We start from the raw sequence: 18,785 nt of genomic DNA on the forward strand, positions 1-18,785 counted from the left end.
ACAGTACCTCCTTAATAATTTATTTTGAACGCAAAGCTTATGCTCTATAAAATTAGTTCTTCTTTATTATAAATATATGATTTGAATCTTAGATGTATTTTCAATTTATTGAATAAAATTCATAACTTTGATTTTTAGGTTTAGCTTGTAGAACCTGTGGGAAAGCTTTAAATATAAGGGACTATGTGGTATAATTTGTATTAAAATTATATTTTTTATTTTTAAAGGCTGTCACCACTTTTCAATAAATTGAAAGTGATAGAACTTTTTTTCGAAGGGATGAATTGTATTGTTTGATGTTCAGTGGGAAGAAGAGCTTTTATGCAATGTTAAAAGGAATATTATTTGGACACTTGAAAAAAATTATAACAACAATCAAACTTTAATGGCAAAGGATTTGAATATAAAAACAAATACGTTATATACCTATATAAACACTGATACTAAGCCATCCTTGACCTTTATATGCAAGCTGTGCAGCAGAGCAAATATTGAACTAGAAGCCTTTATTTATGAGGATCTAGGTAACATCGATAAGAAGATTAAAAACAAAGAAATTATTAAACAAATATATAATAGGTTTAAGGGGACTTACTACACATACTTTTTTGTCATAGATTCAAACTCTCTAAAAGAAGGCTTAGTTCAGGAGGCAATATTGCAAATAAGCGAAAAGGGAGTAGCTAATTTTGAAATATTGCATTCAAACAAGGTGTTTTCAGGAGGGTTAATAGTATCAGATGAAATAGTATACTTCGATCTTAAAAGTGCAAAGGAAAAAATAAATATAACTGTAAAAAACCCAGGTAAAAATATTAGAGAAAAGTATCTTGGAGGCGTTGGAATAACAAATATTTCATCTCCAGAGGATAACAGAATACCAAGTGCACAAAAGATTGTTATAAGTGCAGAGAGAATACCTATAGATAAGTACTTTATTGCTTTAAGCGAGTTTTTATCTATAGATATGAGCTTTAAAATAAGAAAAAAATTTCTCCTTGAGATTTTTAGTGAAAAGTTAAACATAAGTTCTGAAAAATATGAAAAACTAAAGGTACTGCTTCAAAATAATAAAATCTCAGATGAAGGAAAAGTAAAAATTGGTGAGAAGCAATTGAACTTTATTCAATGGGTTTTAGATAAAGAAGAGTTTACAATTTTTAAAAGCACAATTGAGGAATCTCATGATCCTAAGGATATAGTAAGACCAAATGGCATAAAGGTTAATCTTGAAGAGGATAAAATGCTGTATAGGTTTATAAAGAATGAATTTAGTTTTTGCAATCATTGTGAGTAAAATTAAGTCTGATTTTATACTATATTAGCATGTTAGCTATTTCTATGGTAGAAAAACATGTATTTTTATGGTATATTTATAAAAAAGTAAAGAAAAAGGAATGAGTGTAATGGAAGAAAAAAATACTTCATCTAACTTTATTAAAAATATCGTAATTGAAGATTTAGAATCAGGAAAACACAAGGAAATAATAACTCGATTTCCACCAGAGCCAAATGGATACCTACATATAGGCCATGCTAAATCTATAGTATTAAACTTTGAACTTGCAGATGAGTTTAAAGGTAAAACTAATCTTCGTTTTGATGATACAAATCCAGTAAAAGAGGATACTGAATATGTTGAATCCATTGAAGAAGATGTAAGATGGCTCGGTTTTGAATGGGAAAATTTACACTTTGCTTCAAGCTATTTTGAAGAAATGTATAATAGAGCAGTGCACCTTATCAAAAAGGGTAAGGCTTATGTTTGTGACCTTTCAGGCGATGAAATAAAAGAATACAGAGGAACACTGACTAAACCAGGAAAAGAAAGTCCATATAGAAATAGAACTGTAGAAGAAAATATAGACTTATTTGAAAGAATGAGAAAAGGCGAATTTAAAGATGGTGAAAAGGTTCTAAGGGCTAAAATTGATATGGCTTCACCAAATATAAATATGAGAGATCCAATTATATATCGTATAGCACATGCATCTCATCATAAAACAGGAGACAAATGGTGCATATACCCAATGTACGACTTTGCTCACCCAATTGAAGATGCAATTGAAGGCATAACTCACTCTATTTGTACACTTGAATTTGAAGACCATCGTCCACTATACGATTGGGTTGTTAATGAATGTGAAATGGAAAGTAAACCAAGACAAATTGAGTTTGCAAGATTAAATATAACAAATACAGTAATGAGTAAGAGAAAGCTTAAAGCTCTAGTGGATGCAAAGGTAGTTGATGGATGGGATGACCCACGTATGCCTACTATCGCTGGACTTAGAAGAAAGGGCTACACTCCAGAAGCAATAAGAAACTTCTGCAGAGAAATTGGAGTTGCTAAGAGCAATAGTACTGTAGATTCTCAAATGCTTGAGCACTTTATAAGAGAGGATTTACAGATGAAGGCTCCAAGAACTATGTCTATATTAAAACCACTTAAGGTTGTTATAACAAATTATCCAGAAAATCAAGTGGAGATGTTTACTGTAGAAAACAATCCAGATGATCCAGGTATGGGAACAAGAGAAGTGCCATTTTCAAGAGAAATATATATAGAACAGGATGACTTTATGGAAGTGCCTCCTAAGAAATACTTCAGGCTTTTCCCTGGAAACGAAGTGAGATTAAAGAGTGCATACTTCATAAAGTGTAATGACTTTGTTAAGGATGAAGCTGGAAATGTAGTAGAAGTTCACTGTACTTATGATCCAGAAACAAAGAGCGGTTCAGGCTTCACTGGAAGAAAGGTTAAGGGAACAATTCACTGGGTAGATGCTAATTCTGCAGTTTCAGCAGAATTTAGATTATTTGAGCCTTTAATCCTTGATGAAGAAGACGAAGATGGAAAGACTTTCCTTGAGCAAGTAAATCCGAATTCCATGGAAGTACTTCAAGGCTTTGTAGAACCACAAATGAAGAATGCAAAACCACAAGAGAAGTTCCAATTCTTCAGACATGGATATTTTAATGTAGACCCTAAATATACAACACCAGAAAAGCCAGTATTCAACAGAATAGTATCCTTAAAGAGTTCCTTTAAGATAGGTTAATAATAAAAGCAGTACTGATTTTAAATTAGTACTGCTTTTTTATTTTTTTGCAAAAAACTATTGCATAAGAACAAATGTTTGTATATAATAAGAATATAGCAAATGAAACAAATGTTCGTATTTAATAAATGATAAAATTTATTAAAAATATTAGGAATAATCCTTGCAGATATGGAATATAAATTATCTATACACAGGAAAAGGGGGATATTAACATGTACAATAGTGAATTAAGAGGAATAGCAATGAATACAAAGGAATTAAAGGATATAGCAATTTTCTTTAAGAAAAGGGGCATTTCACCAACAATAATGGAATTGTGCAGCAAGTCTTTTGCTAGTTTATATCTTCAGCAGTATAGAACAGAACACATACATTCTTAATATAATAGATTTACAGTTATAAAAAACAGCCATAGGATATAAAATATCTTATGGCTTTCTTTATTCATGCAATAAAGTTTATTTATTTCCCATTTTACCTAAAAGTAGTGAGTCATAATATTTTCCTTCTATAAAAAAGTGGTCTTTTAGACGCCCCTCTAATACATATCCATTCTTTTCTAGGATTCTAGCAGAGCCGATATTTGCATCTACTACTGTGGCATGCAGCTTATGCAGATTGAGTGCTTCAAAGGCAAAATCACTTACTAAAGCAACGCTTTCAGTTCCATAGCCTTTACCCCAATGATTTTTATGAAATACATAACCTATTTCAGCCTGATTTGCTTCCTTATCAAAATTGAAAAGCATAACTGTTCCTATAACTTCACCAGTTGTTCTTGATACAACAGAAGCATATAAATGAGTGCCTGCAACCTCACGGTCTATCATTGTTTGAGTGTACTCCTGAGTTTCATTCAAAGTTTTCATTAAGTTCCAACCTATAAAGCGCTTAACATCTTTATCAGATGCATAGCTGTGTATAGCTTCTGCATCATTTATACTTAGTGCTTTAAAGTAAACATTTTTTCCTTCTAGTGAGTGAAATAAACTTGTATCCATATTATTGTGTCTCCTTAACTATCAATTAATATTGTAATAGAATTGTGGACTAATTTATTATCATTATACCTTTTGTGTAATGAATTTACTATCATTGATTATATTACAAATATAATTACATAGTATACAAGCATAATTGCTATTCCAAGAGGAATACCGAGTTTGATCCATTCACTGCTTTGGATTTTTAGCTTACCAGCAGAAATAATATTAGGGATATTTCCTGGTATCATCATTCCTCCACTAATTAGCAGTCCCATTAGAACGGCTTTAACTTGTGTTTCAGTCATTTTTGTACTTATTTCAGCTGCAGCTAAGGTTGCATTGTCAAGAACAGCTGAGGACATATTAACCCAATATAAATAGCGAGTATCAAGAGGAAGGATATAATTATCAATTATTGGCTTGAAACCTTCTCCAAGCAGTTCAAGGGCGATAATAAATAAGAATATTTTCAGTGCTCTAATAACTATTACTGAATTGGTCTCTTCTACAACTATTTCATCTGCAGGATCTATTTCCTTTTTCTGTTGGATTCCAAAACCTGCTCCAATAACTCCTAGAACTAGTATTCCTGGTATAATATAAATTCCAAACTCATTTAAAAGAAACCAAAAGCTTGCACCCAGCTTAGAAACCACGATTGTTGATAGTGGTTCACCTATTGGGGTTAATACTGCTCCAAGTCCAATTGAGAAACAGGCAACTATATCTATTTTAATTTTATTACTTCTATCTATTGGAAGAAGACTTATGATTTCTACTAAAAGCAGGGCAGCAATAATTGCAGTTACAATACTTGATAAAAGGCCAATTATAACTATTAAAAGGAATATAAACACCTTAAGAGGAATACGTCGTAATATGTATTCCATTGCTCCTTCAATATAGTCATTTAGCCTTTTAAATAAAAAGCCTCCAACTAATACTGCAAATGCAATTATATACATGAATTTATTCTCAGCAATTTTAAGGAGAAGTTCCCCATTTAAAGATCCAGAAGTAATAGATGCTGCAACACCCACTAAAAATAGAAAAATTTCAAGATTTTTTTCTACTTTCTTTGATGCTATGGGTAATACAAAAGTTATTAATAAAAGTAAAGCTAATATATAAAACATAATTTAAACCTCCTATTGTAGGGTATATTAAATTAAGCCCAGTATCCTTAATTTAATATACCCAAGAATCATAAAATGAACTTACTTTTCGTTTTGATTTTTTTGTTTTTCATTCTTTTCAGATTGTTTTGGAAAAATAAAATTAAAATATACGAAACCTATAACTATTGCTGCGACAGGAATAATTATAATTAAATTACTTACATCCATATGATTACCTCCTTGTAAAATTAGCCAATAAGTTAAAACACTGGGAAACAAAAAAATAAAAAGGCGGAAAACTCAAATAAGAGTTTCCCACCCTAGAAACAAATTTCTTGGAATCAAACTTAAGTTTGTCCAACCGAAAAAAATATTAAACTTTATATAAATAATATAACATAAAATTGATGTAGATTCAAATTAGTATTAGTTACATTTTTGTTAATCTAATTATTTAACTAATTCCCAATAAATTAAACACTTATCTCTATTTATTTCTTTCATGCCTGCTTTTTCTAATATTGAAGCTGAAGGTTTATTTTCTACTAAACAATCTGCTTTAATTATATTCACGCTTTCTTGAGAAAGTGTCCAATCCATAATAGCCCTTAATGCCTCATACCCATATCCCTTTGCTCTCTCATCTGCTATTAACCCGAAGCCTATTTCCACTTCGCCTTTTTCATCAGGCTTACCATGAAAACCGATGTCACCTATAACTTTGAAATTATCCTTTTTTACAATCATCCAAAACTCAAAACCGCTTGGAACTTTATCTTTTTCTAATGATTTATTTATAATTGGCAATATGTCCATAGTATCATCTGTAGGCCATGCTCCATCTGTTACAATGCCAAGCTTTTCAAGCTGGTCAGTTTTCCTCTGCATTAAAGATCTAGTTATATCTAAGGTTACTGGTATAAGTACTAATCTCTCTGTTCTAATGTTTTCTAAGCTCATTCTTTTCCTACCTTTCAAATCATCCTATTTTGCTTAAATAGTGCTTTATCATAGTTTTTTTAACTTAATACTTCTGAAATATTACCTCTTAAATATTTAACCCAATCATTATAAATATCTTCTTCAGATTTGGAGAACACAGTGCTATAGGACTCACCTTTTACTAACCTAACTACTTTGTCCCAGCCATAGGTCTTATCTAAATATCCAACATATAAATAAGAATATCCGTAGCCATTTATATTTCCAAATTTAATTTCATTTTCTATTTTAGTATCCTTAAAGCTAGGTATCTTAGCCATTTGCAGCAAATCCTTTGGTGGAGTTTGTTTTGACAAATAGCCAGCAACTCCATTATCCAGCCAATATGAAAGCTTTGGATTTATTTGATAGTTGATTGTGTGTATTAATTCATGAGGTGCTGCTGACAGTATACTGTCATGGTTATGTGAAGATAACTTTGCATAAGGTGAAACCATTAAGGCTACATCTTTTTTATTGTCTCCTATGTACCAACTGGGAGCAAACAGCAGGGTTATAAAGCCTGCCTTTCTTATGTGTAGTGACTTTTGCTCTTTGTATATATACATCTTAGTTTTATTCTTATTGGTATACTGAAGCTTATCCCTTATTTCCTTAGCTGTGGATTCTAAAAGATTATATACTTCCTTAGCGCCTTTATCATCTCCACTTTGATAATAAACATCTACATATTGTCCCTGCATTACCTTCATATCGGAGGTTTTTAAGTTCCAAACAGGTATGTACTGCAGAATTAGAGCAAATATTAGTGTAATTATAATAGCTGCTAGGTATTTAAGCTTTTTATTCATTTTATAGGTCATAAAATCATCCCCTTTCAGAATTAAAGTGAAAAGTATATTAAATTAATTTTGTAGTTTTATAAATCAATTTTAAATTTGCTCCTACTCCACAGCCACATTGGTGTATGAATATCAATTGAACAATATTCAGTATTAGCCAATAGTTCTTCCCATCTATTGGCGACAATATCTTGTACATTTGATTTTAATTTTTCATCGGATGTAATGATTCCTAGTTTTTCACTTGCTTGAATAATATGCGTATCTGGAGCAATGCTAATATGATTCCTATCTAAAAAAATTACATCCGTTCTTTGTTCTATAACATGTAACCAATAATTCATTATTTTGTTTCCACTTAAATAAGGAAAATCTTTTTTATTGGTAAGCATATATTTTTTTATTTTAGCTACTGAATAATTATTAGTTGAAAATAATAAACGAATATCTCCTTTAAAGTCTCTCTCTATTGTATTGCAAAGGGTACGCCATATAATCGGTTGTTTATTTTGCTGTAAAGCTACTTTATATCTCGTTAATTTGTCTTTTAACTCTTCTTCACTCATATCTATAACTGCCTTTGGTGAAAATACTGTTTGAGTTTCTACATCATTCCAAGTCCTATTTGCACATTCCCATAGTACATAAGAATTACGCTGATAGTTTAATGCCATTGGTAAAGAAAAATATAAATAATTTTCTAATGATTGCTTTGGAAGATGTGGATTTTCATCTTCTGGCATTTTTTCTCCTCCGAGTTCGCCAGTTTTATATAGTTCAAGTAATCTATAAACACGTATTAAAATTTCATTGCTGTTTTGCATCATAAAACCTCACTTCGTAAAATTATAGTTTGATTTTAACAACATTGTTTTGAAATTTATTACAATTATTCGTTACATTGACCTATTTAATTTCGTTCAAATTCTTGCCAGTAATTATCTTAAAGAGCTTTTCGGACTTTTCTTTGTCTAATTGAGCATACTTAGTTTCATTGTCTATAACAAGTTCTATTTTATCTTTATTTTTTATCAGATATAACTAGACAAAAGGTTGCTATTGGTCCTAGGAGCAAAGACAGTAGAAACCAATTAAGACCAGATCTATTTTTACCTTGAGCAAGTCCTGCATTAATCAGTGCTAAGGTTCCCCATCCAACATAAAACTCATTATTCATACTAACCTCCTACAACAAAAATTCGCTCTAAAATACCAATTTCATTTTATAATATTAAGAAAAAACATTTTTTCATCTTTATGTCTCTCCTCACATTCTAATAAATATAATATAGGCGGTTTCTATAATACGAATTTTCCTAATTCTACTATATAGTATATTAGTAGAATTTTCAAATATTTAGAAAGTTTGTATTAAGATTCTTGTTTTTGTTAATAGAATATTAAATAAAGTTGTATATTTACATTTAAAAAAGTTTTTGCTATATTTAAGTTAGATATCTAATTATTAGATATCTAACTATAAGTTTGGAGGTAACTATGAAAGAATTACATAAAGTTCTTATAAGATTGATTAACAGCCACAGAAGAACGGCACATAGAGAATTTAATAAAGTAGGTTTATCCAAGGGTCAGCCTAAAATACTGGATTTCCTTGTACTTAACAATGGCTGCATACAAAAGGATATAGCAGATAATTGTCATATAGAGCCTGCTACAGTAACCAGCTTGCTTGCTAATATGGAAAAAAAAGAGCTTGTTTATAGAAGTCAAAACAGTGAAAATAGAAGAATTTTAAATGTGTTTCTAACTGATAAGGGAATAGAGGCTCAAAAGAAGGTAATAAAAATATTTAATGGACTAGATGAGCTTTGCTTTAAGGGCTTTTCAGAGGATGAAAAAACTCAGACCATAGAACTGCTTACTAGAATTCAAAATAATTTGGATGAAGGGGAAAAGGATAATGCTTAAGCTTTTGAGGTTTTTAAAGGGCAGTGCAATTGTTTGTGCCATTATAGCACCACTTATGATGGTGCTGGAGGTGTCCATGGATTTGCTTCAGCCAAAGCTGATGGCTAGTATTATAGACATAGGGGTAGCTTCGAATAATAAACAATATATTTTTTTAGTGGGCAGTAAAATGATTTTGGCTGCGGTGATTGGAATAATAGGAGGCGGAGGCTGCTCAATATTTGCAGCTATAGCAGCCATGAAGATGGGGGAAAATTTAAGACAAGGCTTATTTGATAAGATACAAACACTATCCTTTATGGAGATAGATAAATTAAAGACCTCCTCACTAATAACAAGACTTACAAACGATGTTACTCAAATTCAAAATATGATGCTTACAGCAATGAGGATAATGGTAAGATCACCACTAATGTGTATAGGTGGTATTATAATGGCCTATACTCTTAGCCCAAAGCTTTCAGCAATATTTCTAGTTTCACTTCCAATAATTATAGCTGCTGTAATTATAATAATGAGAAAATCCTTTCCACTTTTCTTATCACTTCAAAAGAAAATTGACAGTATGAATGTGGTTATGAGAGAAAATATTCTAGGTGTAAAGGTAATTAAGGTTTTTAATATTGTATCAAGGCAGATGGATAGGTTTAACAGCGCAAATGATGCTTTGAGGGATGGAAACATAAAAGCACAAAATATAAATATGCTGCTTTGGCCTATTGTATCTTTAGTAATGAATGTTACTGTAATAGGTGTACTTTGGCTCGGTGGAGTAATGGTTAATAATAATGTACTTAAGGTAGGAGTCATAATGGCCTTTATTAATTACACCATACAGATAATGAATTCTTTAATAATGGCTGTAAATATTGTTATAAATTTTTCAAGGGCAAAGGCATCTGCAGATAGAATAAATGAAGTATTTTCAATGACACCTTCCATTCAAAATAAGGAAGCTGCCAAGGATTTTAAGAACTATGACATAGAATTTAAAAATGTAGCTTTTAAATACAATGACAGCTCTGAATATGTTTTAAAAAATATAAATTTCAGCATTAAACAGGGTGAAAAGGTTGGAATAATAGGTAGTACTGGCTGCGGTAAGAGTACTCTAGTCAGCTTAATATGCAGATTATATGATGTGACTGAAGGACAGGTGCTCATAGGCAATGTGGACGTAAAAGCTCTAAACTTAAAGCAGCTTAAAGATAACATTAGCTTTGTTACACAGGAAAACACAATATTTTCAGGAACTATAGAGGACAATATTAGGTTCGGAAATTTAGATGTAGATGAAAATATACTTATAGATAGTGCAGTGGATGCAGAAGCTTATGAATTTATTATGCAGAAGGAAAATGGATTTCAAAGCAGCATAGAGCAAAGGGGACAAAACCTTTCAGGAGGACAAAAGCAGCGTTTGTGTATTGCAAGAGCACTAGTTAGAAATAGCAAGATTTTCATTATGGATGATTCCACCAGTGCACTGGACATGGCAACAGAGGCAAGACTCCAAACCTCCATAAAAAAGAGACTTCAACATAAGACTATGATAATCATTGCCCAGAGAATTTCTGCAGTTATGGATGCAGATAAGATCATAGTTATGGATGATGGGGAAATAAGCTCAATTGGAAACCATGAATATTTAATGAAAAACAATGAGATATACAGAAGCATTGCTGTATCACAGCTAGGAGAGGAGGTAGAAAGAATTGGCTAGTGCAAGAGAATTTGCTGTAGTTAGGCCTGGGGATATGGGACGTAACAGCAGATTTAATAAAAAAACAGAAAAGCTAAAGGACCCTTTTGGAACTGTAAAGAGATTACTGAAATATGTAGGGAATAAAAAGTTCGCATTGGTGCTTATATTTGTATTTTCCTTAATAGTTACTTTAACTAGCATTGTTGGAACTAGAATAAATGGCTATGCAGTAGATAATTATATTCAAAAAAGGGACTTAGTAGGACTAAGAAATATATGTATTGTTTTAGCTGTCATATACCTTATAAGCACGGCAGCTACCTTCTTTCAAAACAGATTAATGGTCTACATAGCTCAGTTCACTTCTTCAAATATTAGGAAGGATTTGTTTGTAAGTATTCAAAAGCTGCCTTTAAAATATTTTGATACACATTCCAGTGGGGATATTATGAGCAGATTAACAAATGATGTGGATAACATAAGCATGACACTGTCTCAAAGCGTAACTCAATTTTTTTCAGGTATTATAAATGTATTAGGTATGCTCATAGCTATGCTTATTTTAAGTCCAACTCTTACTGTAGTTACAATTATAACAACACCTCTTATGCTTTTAATAACAAAAATACTTGTAGTAAAAACTCAGCCCTTTTTTGTAAAGCAGCAGAGGGTACTGGGAAATTTAAATGGTTTTATTGAAGAAATGGTTTCAGCACAAAAGACAGTTATGCTTTTTTCAGAGGAAGAAAAGGTAAAGCAGCAGTTTTCAGAAATCAACAGCGGACTTACAAGCAGTGCAATTTTTGCTCAGGGACTTTCTGGAATTATGGGGCCGGTAAATAATTTTATAAATAATCTGTCTTATCTAATTGTTGCAGTTTTCGGAGGATATTTAGCTGTATCAGGTAAGGGAGGAATAACTGTAGGTGTTATCCTTACCTTTATAATATACATGAGGGGGTTTACAAGACCTATTAATGAAATATTAAATATTTTTAATGTTATACAAAGTGCACTAGCAGGTGGAGAAAGAGTTTTTGAGGTTATGGATGAAGAGAAGGAGAAGGATGCAGTGGAAGCAGAAGACATAAATGATATAGAAGGACATGTGTGCTTTGAAAATGTGGATTTTTCCTACAATGAAGATAAGAAGATATTAGAAGGCTTAAACCTTGAGGCAGAAAGCGGCACTGTAGTTGCTGTGGTAGGGCCCACTGGGTCAGGTAAAACCACAATAATAAGCCTGCTCACCAAGTTTTATGATATAGACAGCGGAAAAATAACCATAGATGGTAAGGATATAAACAGTATAAAAAGGGAAAGCCTAAGGCGCAATGTGTCTATGGTACTTCAAGATACCTATCTTTTTTCAGAAACAGTTATGGAGAACATAAGATATGGAAATGTAACGGCCACAGATGGAGAAGTAATAGAAGCTGCAAAACTTGCTAATGCCCATCACTTTATCATGCAGCTGCCAGAGGGCTATAATACAGTTTTATCTGATAATGGCAGTGATTTATCCCACGGACAGAGGCAGCTTTTAGCTATTGCTAGAGCCAGTGTAGCAAAGTCTGCTATATTAATACTGGATGAAGCTACCTCATCCATAGACACTCGTACTGAGATGGTTATACAAAAGGCAATGTTGAATCTTATGAAGGGCAAAACTACTTTTGTAATAGCTCACAGACTAAGTACTATAAGAAATGCTGATAAGATAATAGCACTAAAAGATGGCAAGGTTGTTGAAATAGGAACTCATAATGGACTTATTGAAAAGGGTGGCTTTTATGCAAATCTTTATAACAGCCAATTTAGAACAGGCGTAGCTTTAGAATAGAGTGGAAATACAAATGAAGGCCAATTGGCCTTCATTTATATTTATCATATATTTAGTTCCTTTTTTTTATTAATTAATTCTTTAAATTTTAAATCCATTTTAATATATTCATCAGAACCTGGGGCATACTTGCTTAACTCACCCAATACATAGGAAATTTCATTTTCAATAAGCATCTTTTTTTCTTTTAATTCCCTTTGATTATCAACCTTGGGAGTAAGCTTGCCTTCTAAAAATTCTTTAAGCCCATATTCTAGTCTTTTAACCTTATTGTTCTCAAAAATTAGCAGCTTATTGCACAACTTTTCCATCATATACCTATCATGAGATATAAGAAGAATTGTTCCGTTATAGTTTAAAAGTACTTCTTCTAATTTTTCTCTGCTGTTAATATCCAGATGATTTAGTGGTTCATCGAGTACAAGCAGATCGCACTCCTTGGTAATTAATTCTGCAATTCTAAGCCTTGTAAGTTCTCCTAGACTTAATGATTCTAAAGACTGATTCATCATATATTCATCAAAACCCATGTTATAAAGTAGGGTTTGAAGCTTTCCTCTTTCTTCTCTTGAAGGAACATCAAAAAAGCTAAGCACTGTTTTTTCCATATTCAGGTTTCCAAGGTCCTGACTTATATATCCAAGCTTTACTGAAGAACTAAAAAAGATATTACCACTATCTGTACCTTCAGTGCCCATCAACATTTTAAGCAGAGTTGTCTTTCCGCAGCCATTCTCTCCAAAAATACCAACCTTTTCTCCCTTTTGAATATAAAAAGAGCTATCTTTAAAAAGAGTTTTATCTTTAAAGGCTTTAGAAATATTAGAGGCTTCAATTACTCTATTTCCCTTAAGTACTGCAGTGTTTAGGTTAAAATCTATTTTGCGCTCTTCCTTTGGCTTTTCTACACCTTCAATTTCAATCTTCTCCAGCCTTTTAATCCTTGACTTTATTTGAATATCTTTCTTTTTAGCCTTCATACGGTAATATTCTTTCATACCCATTTTATTTCCAGATTCTAATCCCTTTTTGCGAGAATCCCTGTGAGCCTTGGCAGACCATTCTTTTAAAGTTTTTATTTGTTCGTTAATATTTCGTTTCATTTCCTCCTGCTTATAATACTCATTAAGCCGACTCTCATATCTTCTTTTTTTCTCTTCTCTATAAAAGCTATAGCTGCCGCTATAATCCTCAAGAGTATGGTTTTCAATTTCAATTATTCTAGTTACACACTGGTCAAGAAAATATCTATCATGGGAAATAACAAGAACCGTGCCTTTATACTTCTTAAGCTCTTTAATCAGCCATTTCACCCCCTCATAGTCAAGATGATTTGTAGGTTCATCAAGTATTAAGAAATCCGGGTTCATAGACCATATTTGTGAAATGGAAAGCTTTGTTTTTTCTCCACCGCTTAAATTCTTAAGCTTTGTATCATCCCACTGAAAAACTTTTTTTAGAGACAAGGTACTGGAAGTATAAAGATAATCTTTTAAATTGCCTTCATCAAAAATATTATCTACATAGGCAGATTCTTGCTTAAGGTAGCCGATATTAACGGATTTTTTATGCCAACAGATACTGCCGTCATCTATATCAAGCTTTCCAGCTATAATATTTGCCAAGGTAGTTTTTCCAGCACCGTTAAGCCCTACAAGGCCAATCCTTTCTCCAACTGATATATCAAAATTAATATTATTTAGTATATTTGTGTCACCATAATCCTTTTTAATATCCCTACAGGATAACAATATCGCCATAACAATTCCTCCATCAATTCATTATAGTTTTTAATTGTTTTAAAGCTTTTAATCTTCATTTTCTTATCCTCTCTTTCATCTTATTAGAAAACCTTTTAGAGAAATTAACGCAAAAAGGCTGCAAAGGAACATTAAGCTCATTTGCAGCCCTAAAAATAAAAACCATGCTAAACAGCATGGCTAATATTATAGTTAACTATGAAGGTCTAACATAATGCCTGTGTTCTTAAAATTCAAAAATGTAAAAGAAGGTGACTTAAATAAAGCTGACACTTTATCACTTTCTTTACATCAATATTAAATTGAATTAATTAAGAACGTTAATCTTCATTAGACCTTTCCTCCGTGATTTTCTTTTTATACTATATATTATATCGTATTTTTTATAAAAATAAACTAGTATTTTTACATAAACTATTACTTTTTCACTATTACTTCTTACCTGTTATGCCTTGGTAATATATGCTATAATTTAAAAATAAGAAAAGACTTTAATATTATGATTAAGAGCTTTACGATGAGGGATAAAATGATAATATCAGCTTTGCAAAGAGCAGAGACGAAAATTATGTTAGTGATATAAATAAATTACTACAGTAATTATTTTGTTAGGAGGGTGATTATAATGGAATTTTTAAATTTAGCAAAACAGCGTTACTCAGTAAGAGACTATGAAAAGAGAGAAGTGGAAGAAGAGAAGCTTCAAAGGATACTAGAAGCGGGCAGAATAGCTCCTACAGGTGCAAATCGCCAGCCTCAAAGGTTTATAGTGGTTAGAAGTGAAGAGGGACTAAGCAAATTAAAGGGAAGTGCCAATGTTTATGGAGCACCTCTTGCTATTATTGTATGTGCTGACCACAGTGCAACCTGGAAGAGATCCTATGATAGAAAGGATATTGCAGATATTGATGCCAGCATTGTTACAGACCATATGATGCTTGAAGCAACAGAGCTTGGTATAGGAAGTGTTTGGATATGCCACTTCAATCCTGAAAAACTTAGAATAAACTTTAACATTCCAGAAAATATAGAGCCAGTAAACATATTGGCTTTAGGTTACCCAGCAGGAGAGGCAGCATCACCAGATAGGCACGATACTTTAAGAGTGCCTCTTGATCAGCTTGTTCTCGGAGAGTATTAAAATTTATCAACCTGGTTAAAAACTAAAGAAAAAGTGCGAGAGACTAAAACTCGCACTTTTTTAATAGGATATTCATTAAAAAAATGTATATTAATGCTTTATCGTATAAAGGAGGCAGCTATAAATAATACACATATACTTAACACTCCGAAAAACATACCTGACTTAACTTTAACTTCTTTTGCATAGTTGCTACCATATAATTGCTTAGAAATAAAGGATACTACAGTGAAATATACCCCTACTAATATAAATGCTGTTAATGTGTGTGAACCTGAACTATTCACATAACCAAACCTCAATTTATCAAAATTATCAAGTTGGATTTTTCTTATTACACCTATTATTAAGCAAATTGGTATGATAAATAAGTAAAAGTATTTTTTTAGAGACTTTAGCATAATTAATCTCCTTTTTTAGGAATCAATAAAGTTAAGTAGTATTGGATTTAATTTATTTGCTTGTCTTAACGGAAAATCATGATTTGCTTTATCAAGTAATAGGGTTTGGCAATATGGATTCCTTTTGCCAAGCTCTGATAACGATTTTTTCATTTCTTTTACTTCCTTGGTTCCACATATCGCAAGCATAGGAATTTTTACATTTTTATAATTGGTGAGATTGTCTAGAAAGATTCTGTTTTCAAACCAAGCAGCATATTGCTGTGGAGTTATTTTTTTTGCATATTCAGCCATAAAATCTGCCTGCCTTTTCGTATAATGCCAGTACTTTCCTTGAAGTCTAATAAGCCAACCAAATTTCAACATTTTGCAAGTGAATTTAGCCATCTTTGTATACATTTTTATTGACTTATCTGAAGCGCAAACCCAAGCGCTTAGAAATACAGCTTTGTCAAAGAATGCTTCATATTGTGACACCATGGCTACAGCCAGTTCTCCACCTAAGGAATGTCCAACAAGAGTTACTTTATCTTTTCCGAGATTTTTAATAATTTCAGCAACAGCTTTAATTGTCTTTTCAGGATCGTAAATTTCATTTACTTCTTTTCCACTGCCATAGAGATGTGGTACCACAAGGTGATATTTATTTTGAAAACAATATTGATTGCAAAAGGTATCAGTAGCGGCAGCTCCATGCAAAAAAACTATGGTATGATTTTCTCTATTTCCGTATTCATCGAAGTACATATAAATTCCTCCTTATAAAAATTCTCTTTATATTGCATTAAAATCTTTGCAAACTCACTTTCAATTTCATCGATACTGATATTATTTTTGAATGCATTTCTCATAAACCCATCAGAACACCATAACAAAGTTTTAAAAAGCAGAGCCACATCTACGCCTTTTTTGAATTTATTTAAATCTACCTTTTCAAAGAATCGTTTGCAGTTTTCATCATTTATAGGTTTTACATATTGAGATATCTCATCTACAACTTCAATGTCATTTTCTAAATATACTTTAACAACAAAATCATATACATATGGGTGTTCTTTCATAAATTTGCATTTAAAGTGCTGAGACTTGAGTAGTAACTCAAAGAAATCTGTTTCTTTTGAGTCGTAATTTTTTTCTAATTCACTTGTATATAAGCTAGCACAGTACTTATATAAGAAAAGATATAACTCTTTTTTGTTTTTAAAATAATGAAATATGAGCCCTTTAGAGATCCCCGCTTCTCTAGCAATTTCTATTGTGGAGGTGTTGCTGTAATTAGATGTAGAGAAGACTTTTATAGCACCATTGATAATCTGTTCTTGCCTGTCTAATGGTAAATTATAAAACTTATTATTCAAATTGAGCCCCCAATCTCATTGACTGTTAAGTCAATAATTGCTTTAGTAAATATTACCTCCATTGACCATTTTAAGCAAGATAGTTTATATTAATAATTTTATATTTTTAGCTTAAGTAATATATGATTACAGTATAGAATCCATATTGTCTAAAACTATGTATTTTATGTATGAAGAAATGTACCTTTAATAACTATATTTGTGTTAAATAAATATAATAAAAAAGGCTGCCGGATATTGAATTTACTGGTTAAGTATCAGGCAATTCAATATGCAGCAGTCTTAAGTTATATTAAAACACTTTCCCATTTTACAACTTTATTTTTACCGGTTGTTTTAGCATAGCCATTGGCTTTTTCAGCCTTGTCTATAATGTTATCTATATTGCAGCCGTCCTCAGGATAATTTGCAATCCCAATAGATATGGTAATAGGATATATCCAGTCTTTAGATTGCTCTTCAACAGCTGATCTAACTCTCTCTGCTAGTCTCAAAGTGTTAGATCCAGAGGTGTTTTCTAGAATAACTAAAAATTCATCACCAGACAGCCATCTATATACCTTATCGCCACTTCTTACTGAGCTCACAAGTATTTGAGAAAGCCTTTTTATCATGTCATTTCCAGCTCCATAGCTTATTTTGTTGTACCTTTTTAAATTATCACCGTCAATAAAGAGTACGCTAAAGCCTGTACTATAAATTTTGTATTCATTTATTAAGTTTGATAAATAGAGTTTACCTGCCCTTTGATTTGGTAGTCCTGAAATATCATCTGTAAGAGCTAGGTGATAAGCATCATTATAGCTAGCAACAGTTTCTCTAATTCTACTAGTCACATTTGAAAGAATATGACGAAGCAATCTATCCTTAGAAAACTTTCCATGCTTATCATTTAACTTTTTATCAGAATCCTTAAGAAGCAGTTCGTAAAAGGATTCTATAGAATCAATTTTTGAATCATAGCATTGAACAAGCGTATGCACTTCATGAGCGTAAACACCATTTTCCTCCATAAACTCCTTATGTTTTTCATTTATAGTAAAAGGCATGTCCCCTATTTCTTTAAGGGTAAGCTCTGGCAGCACAGCTATAAATTCATCTCCACCAGTACGAAAGGTATAAAAAGTTTTAAGGGAAGATAATACATTACTTATGGAAGATGACAAGCTTTTGAGGCATAGATCTCCAATTTTTCTGCCATACTGCTCATTAATATGAACCATACCTACAATATCAAAAATCATTATTATTCCATTGCTGCTGAATACCTCTGAAAAGTCTGAGTCAATGAACTTTAAAAAGTTTGGCAATCCGGTTAAAGGATCCACATACACGCTATTTTCTAACCAATTGATTTCCATTAATAGTCCCCCAAATCTTAAAAAACATATATATCTTATTAAAAAATCTGCTATTAATAGCCCCATAAGCAGAATTTATATAAAATATAATGATAACTTTAGTAAAAAGAGTAGCTAAAATCCATTTTACTATAATTTTAATATATTTAAAAAAAATAGTCAAATAATTACAAATAATATGATAATGAACATTTGGTTATATAAAAATAACTAAGTGTTAAAAGAACTTAATAATTATTTTTTTACTTCTTGAAAACGTTTTTGTTGATTTGAATAAAGATAGGTGATACAATTATTATTAATATGATAGTTAAACTATCAGAAGTTTAAAGCG

Annotated in this window: 19 protein-coding genes and 1 other annotated feature; of the genes, 7 read left to right on the forward strand and 12 right to left on the reverse strand. The window is 31.7% G+C overall.

Annotated elements, in window-relative coordinates:
• The first annotated feature begins 289 nt into the window (after positions 1-289).
• From bsdE14_RS15680 to bsdE14_RS15690, 3 genes are all read left to right on the forward strand, one after another.
• Positions 290-1,297, forward strand: a complete 1,008-nt coding sequence (locus bsdE14_RS15680) for a hypothetical protein (protein WP_264850940.1) — start codon at positions 290-292, stop codon at positions 1,295-1,297.
• Positions 1,298-1,406: 109 nt separating this feature from the next.
• Entirely contained in the window at positions 1,407-3,062 is a 1,656-nt protein-coding gene (locus tag bsdE14_RS15685; RefSeq protein ID WP_264850941.1) for a glutamine--tRNA ligase/YqeY domain fusion protein, read from the forward strand.
• Between the two features lie 215 nt (positions 3,063-3,277).
• The gene (locus bsdE14_RS15690; protein WP_264850942.1) at positions 3,278-3,445 is read left to right on the forward strand and encodes a hypothetical protein; all 168 of its coding nucleotides are present in this window, start codon (positions 3,278-3,280) and stop codon (positions 3,443-3,445) included.
• Between the two features lie 78 nt (positions 3,446-3,523).
• Here bsdE14_RS15690 and bsdE14_RS15695 read toward each other — a convergent pair whose 3' ends face one another.
• From bsdE14_RS15695 to bsdE14_RS15725, 7 genes are all read right to left on the reverse strand, one after another.
• A complete protein-coding gene (locus tag bsdE14_RS15695; RefSeq protein ID WP_264850943.1) occupies positions 3,524-4,066 on the reverse strand; it encodes a GNAT family N-acetyltransferase in 543 nt (180 codons plus the stop codon).
• Positions 4,067-4,164: 98 nt separating this feature from the next.
• On the reverse strand, positions 4,165-5,187 hold the full coding sequence (locus bsdE14_RS15700) for a DUF1646 domain-containing protein (protein ID WP_264850944.1): 1,023 nt from the start codon (positions 5,185-5,187) through the stop codon (positions 4,165-4,167).
• 81 nt (positions 5,188-5,268) lie between these two features.
• Positions 5,269-5,397, reverse strand: coding sequence for a hypothetical protein (locus bsdE14_RS15705; protein WP_264850945.1), 129 nt, complete (start codon positions 5,395-5,397; stop codon positions 5,269-5,271).
• 81 nt (positions 5,398-5,478) lie between these two features.
• Positions 5,479-5,532, reverse strand: a sequence feature (sodium ion sensor (DUF1646 type); this cis-regulatory element may regulate processes involved in with the transportation of sodium ions).
• 87 nt (positions 5,533-5,619) lie between these two features.
• Entirely contained in the window at positions 5,620-6,129 is a 510-nt protein-coding gene (locus tag bsdE14_RS15710) for a GNAT family N-acetyltransferase (RefSeq protein WP_264850946.1), read from the reverse strand.
• Between the two features lie 59 nt (positions 6,130-6,188).
• Entirely contained in the window at positions 6,189-6,974 is a 786-nt protein-coding gene (locus bsdE14_RS15715; RefSeq protein ID WP_264850947.1) for a hypothetical protein, read from the reverse strand.
• A gap of 56 nt (positions 6,975-7,030) precedes the next feature.
• Positions 7,031-7,696: a hypothetical protein gene (locus bsdE14_RS15720; RefSeq protein WP_264850948.1), complete on the reverse strand. Its 666-nt coding sequence runs from the start codon at positions 7,694-7,696 to the stop codon at positions 7,031-7,033.
• 278 nt (positions 7,697-7,974) lie between these two features.
• Entirely contained in the window at positions 7,975-8,130 is a 156-nt protein-coding gene (locus bsdE14_RS15725) for a hypothetical protein (protein WP_264850949.1), read from the reverse strand.
• Between the two features lie 320 nt (positions 8,131-8,450).
• Here bsdE14_RS15725 and bsdE14_RS15730 point away from each other — a divergent pair, with 320 nt between their 5' ends.
• Genes bsdE14_RS15730 through bsdE14_RS15740 form a run of 3 tightly spaced genes read left to right on the forward strand, consistent with a single transcriptional unit; the run spans position 8,451 to position 12,430 of the window.
• Positions 8,451-8,882 carry a MarR family winged helix-turn-helix transcriptional regulator gene (locus tag bsdE14_RS15730; protein WP_264850950.1) on the forward strand — a complete coding sequence of 144 codons (432 nt, stop codon included), beginning with the start codon at positions 8,451-8,453 and terminating at the stop codon, positions 8,880-8,882.
• Positions 8,875-10,605, forward strand: a complete 1,731-nt coding sequence (locus bsdE14_RS15735; RefSeq protein WP_264850951.1) for an ABC transporter ATP-binding protein — start codon at positions 8,875-8,877, stop codon at positions 10,603-10,605. The genes bsdE14_RS15730 and bsdE14_RS15735 overlap by 8 nt, the downstream gene beginning before the upstream one ends.
• A complete protein-coding gene (locus bsdE14_RS15740) occupies positions 10,598-12,430 on the forward strand; it encodes an ABC transporter ATP-binding protein (RefSeq protein ID WP_264850952.1) in 1,833 nt (610 codons plus the stop codon). The genes bsdE14_RS15735 and bsdE14_RS15740 overlap by 8 nt, the downstream gene beginning before the upstream one ends.
• 44 nt (positions 12,431-12,474) lie before the next feature.
• On the opposite strand, the gene abc-f is transcribed toward bsdE14_RS15740, so the two are convergent.
• Entirely contained in the window at positions 12,475-14,190 is a 1,716-nt protein-coding gene (gene abc-f, locus bsdE14_RS15745) for a ribosomal protection-like ABC-F family protein (RefSeq protein WP_264850953.1), read from the reverse strand.
• 625 nt (positions 14,191-14,815) lie between these two features.
• On the opposite strand from abc-f, the gene bsdE14_RS15750 reads away from it, so the two are divergent.
• Positions 14,816-15,331 (forward strand): nitroreductase family protein, encoded by a 516-nt coding sequence (locus bsdE14_RS15750; protein WP_264850954.1) that lies wholly within the window; start codon positions 14,816-14,818, stop codon positions 15,329-15,331.
• A 98-nt stretch (positions 15,332-15,429) separates the two neighbouring features.
• On the opposite strand, the gene bsdE14_RS15755 is transcribed toward bsdE14_RS15750, so the two are convergent.
• From bsdE14_RS15755 to bsdE14_RS15770, 4 genes are all read right to left on the reverse strand, one after another.
• The gene (locus bsdE14_RS15755) at positions 15,430-15,732 is read right to left on the reverse strand and encodes a hypothetical protein (RefSeq protein ID WP_264850955.1); all 303 of its coding nucleotides are present in this window, start codon (positions 15,730-15,732) and stop codon (positions 15,430-15,432) included.
• A gap of 15 nt (positions 15,733-15,747) precedes the next feature.
• Complete coding sequence (locus bsdE14_RS15760; RefSeq protein ID WP_264850956.1) at positions 15,748-16,479, reverse strand: alpha/beta fold hydrolase; 732 nt, start codon at positions 16,477-16,479, stop codon at positions 15,748-15,750.
• Complete coding sequence (locus bsdE14_RS15765; RefSeq protein WP_264850957.1) at positions 16,437-17,090, reverse strand: TetR/AcrR family transcriptional regulator; 654 nt, start codon at positions 17,088-17,090, stop codon at positions 16,437-16,439. Before bsdE14_RS15765 ends, bsdE14_RS15760 begins: the two co-directional genes overlap by 43 nt.
• Before the next feature lie 287 nt (positions 17,091-17,377).
• The gene (locus tag bsdE14_RS15770) at positions 17,378-18,451 is read right to left on the reverse strand and encodes a diguanylate cyclase domain-containing protein (protein ID WP_264850958.1); all 1,074 of its coding nucleotides are present in this window, start codon (positions 18,449-18,451) and stop codon (positions 17,378-17,380) included.
• Positions 18,452-18,785: the final 334 nt, after the last annotated feature.

The organism is Clostridium omnivorum (assembly GCF_026012015.1).
Classification (GTDB): domain Bacteria; phylum Bacillota; class Clostridia; order Clostridiales; family Clostridiaceae; genus Clostridium_AX; species Clostridium_AX omnivorum.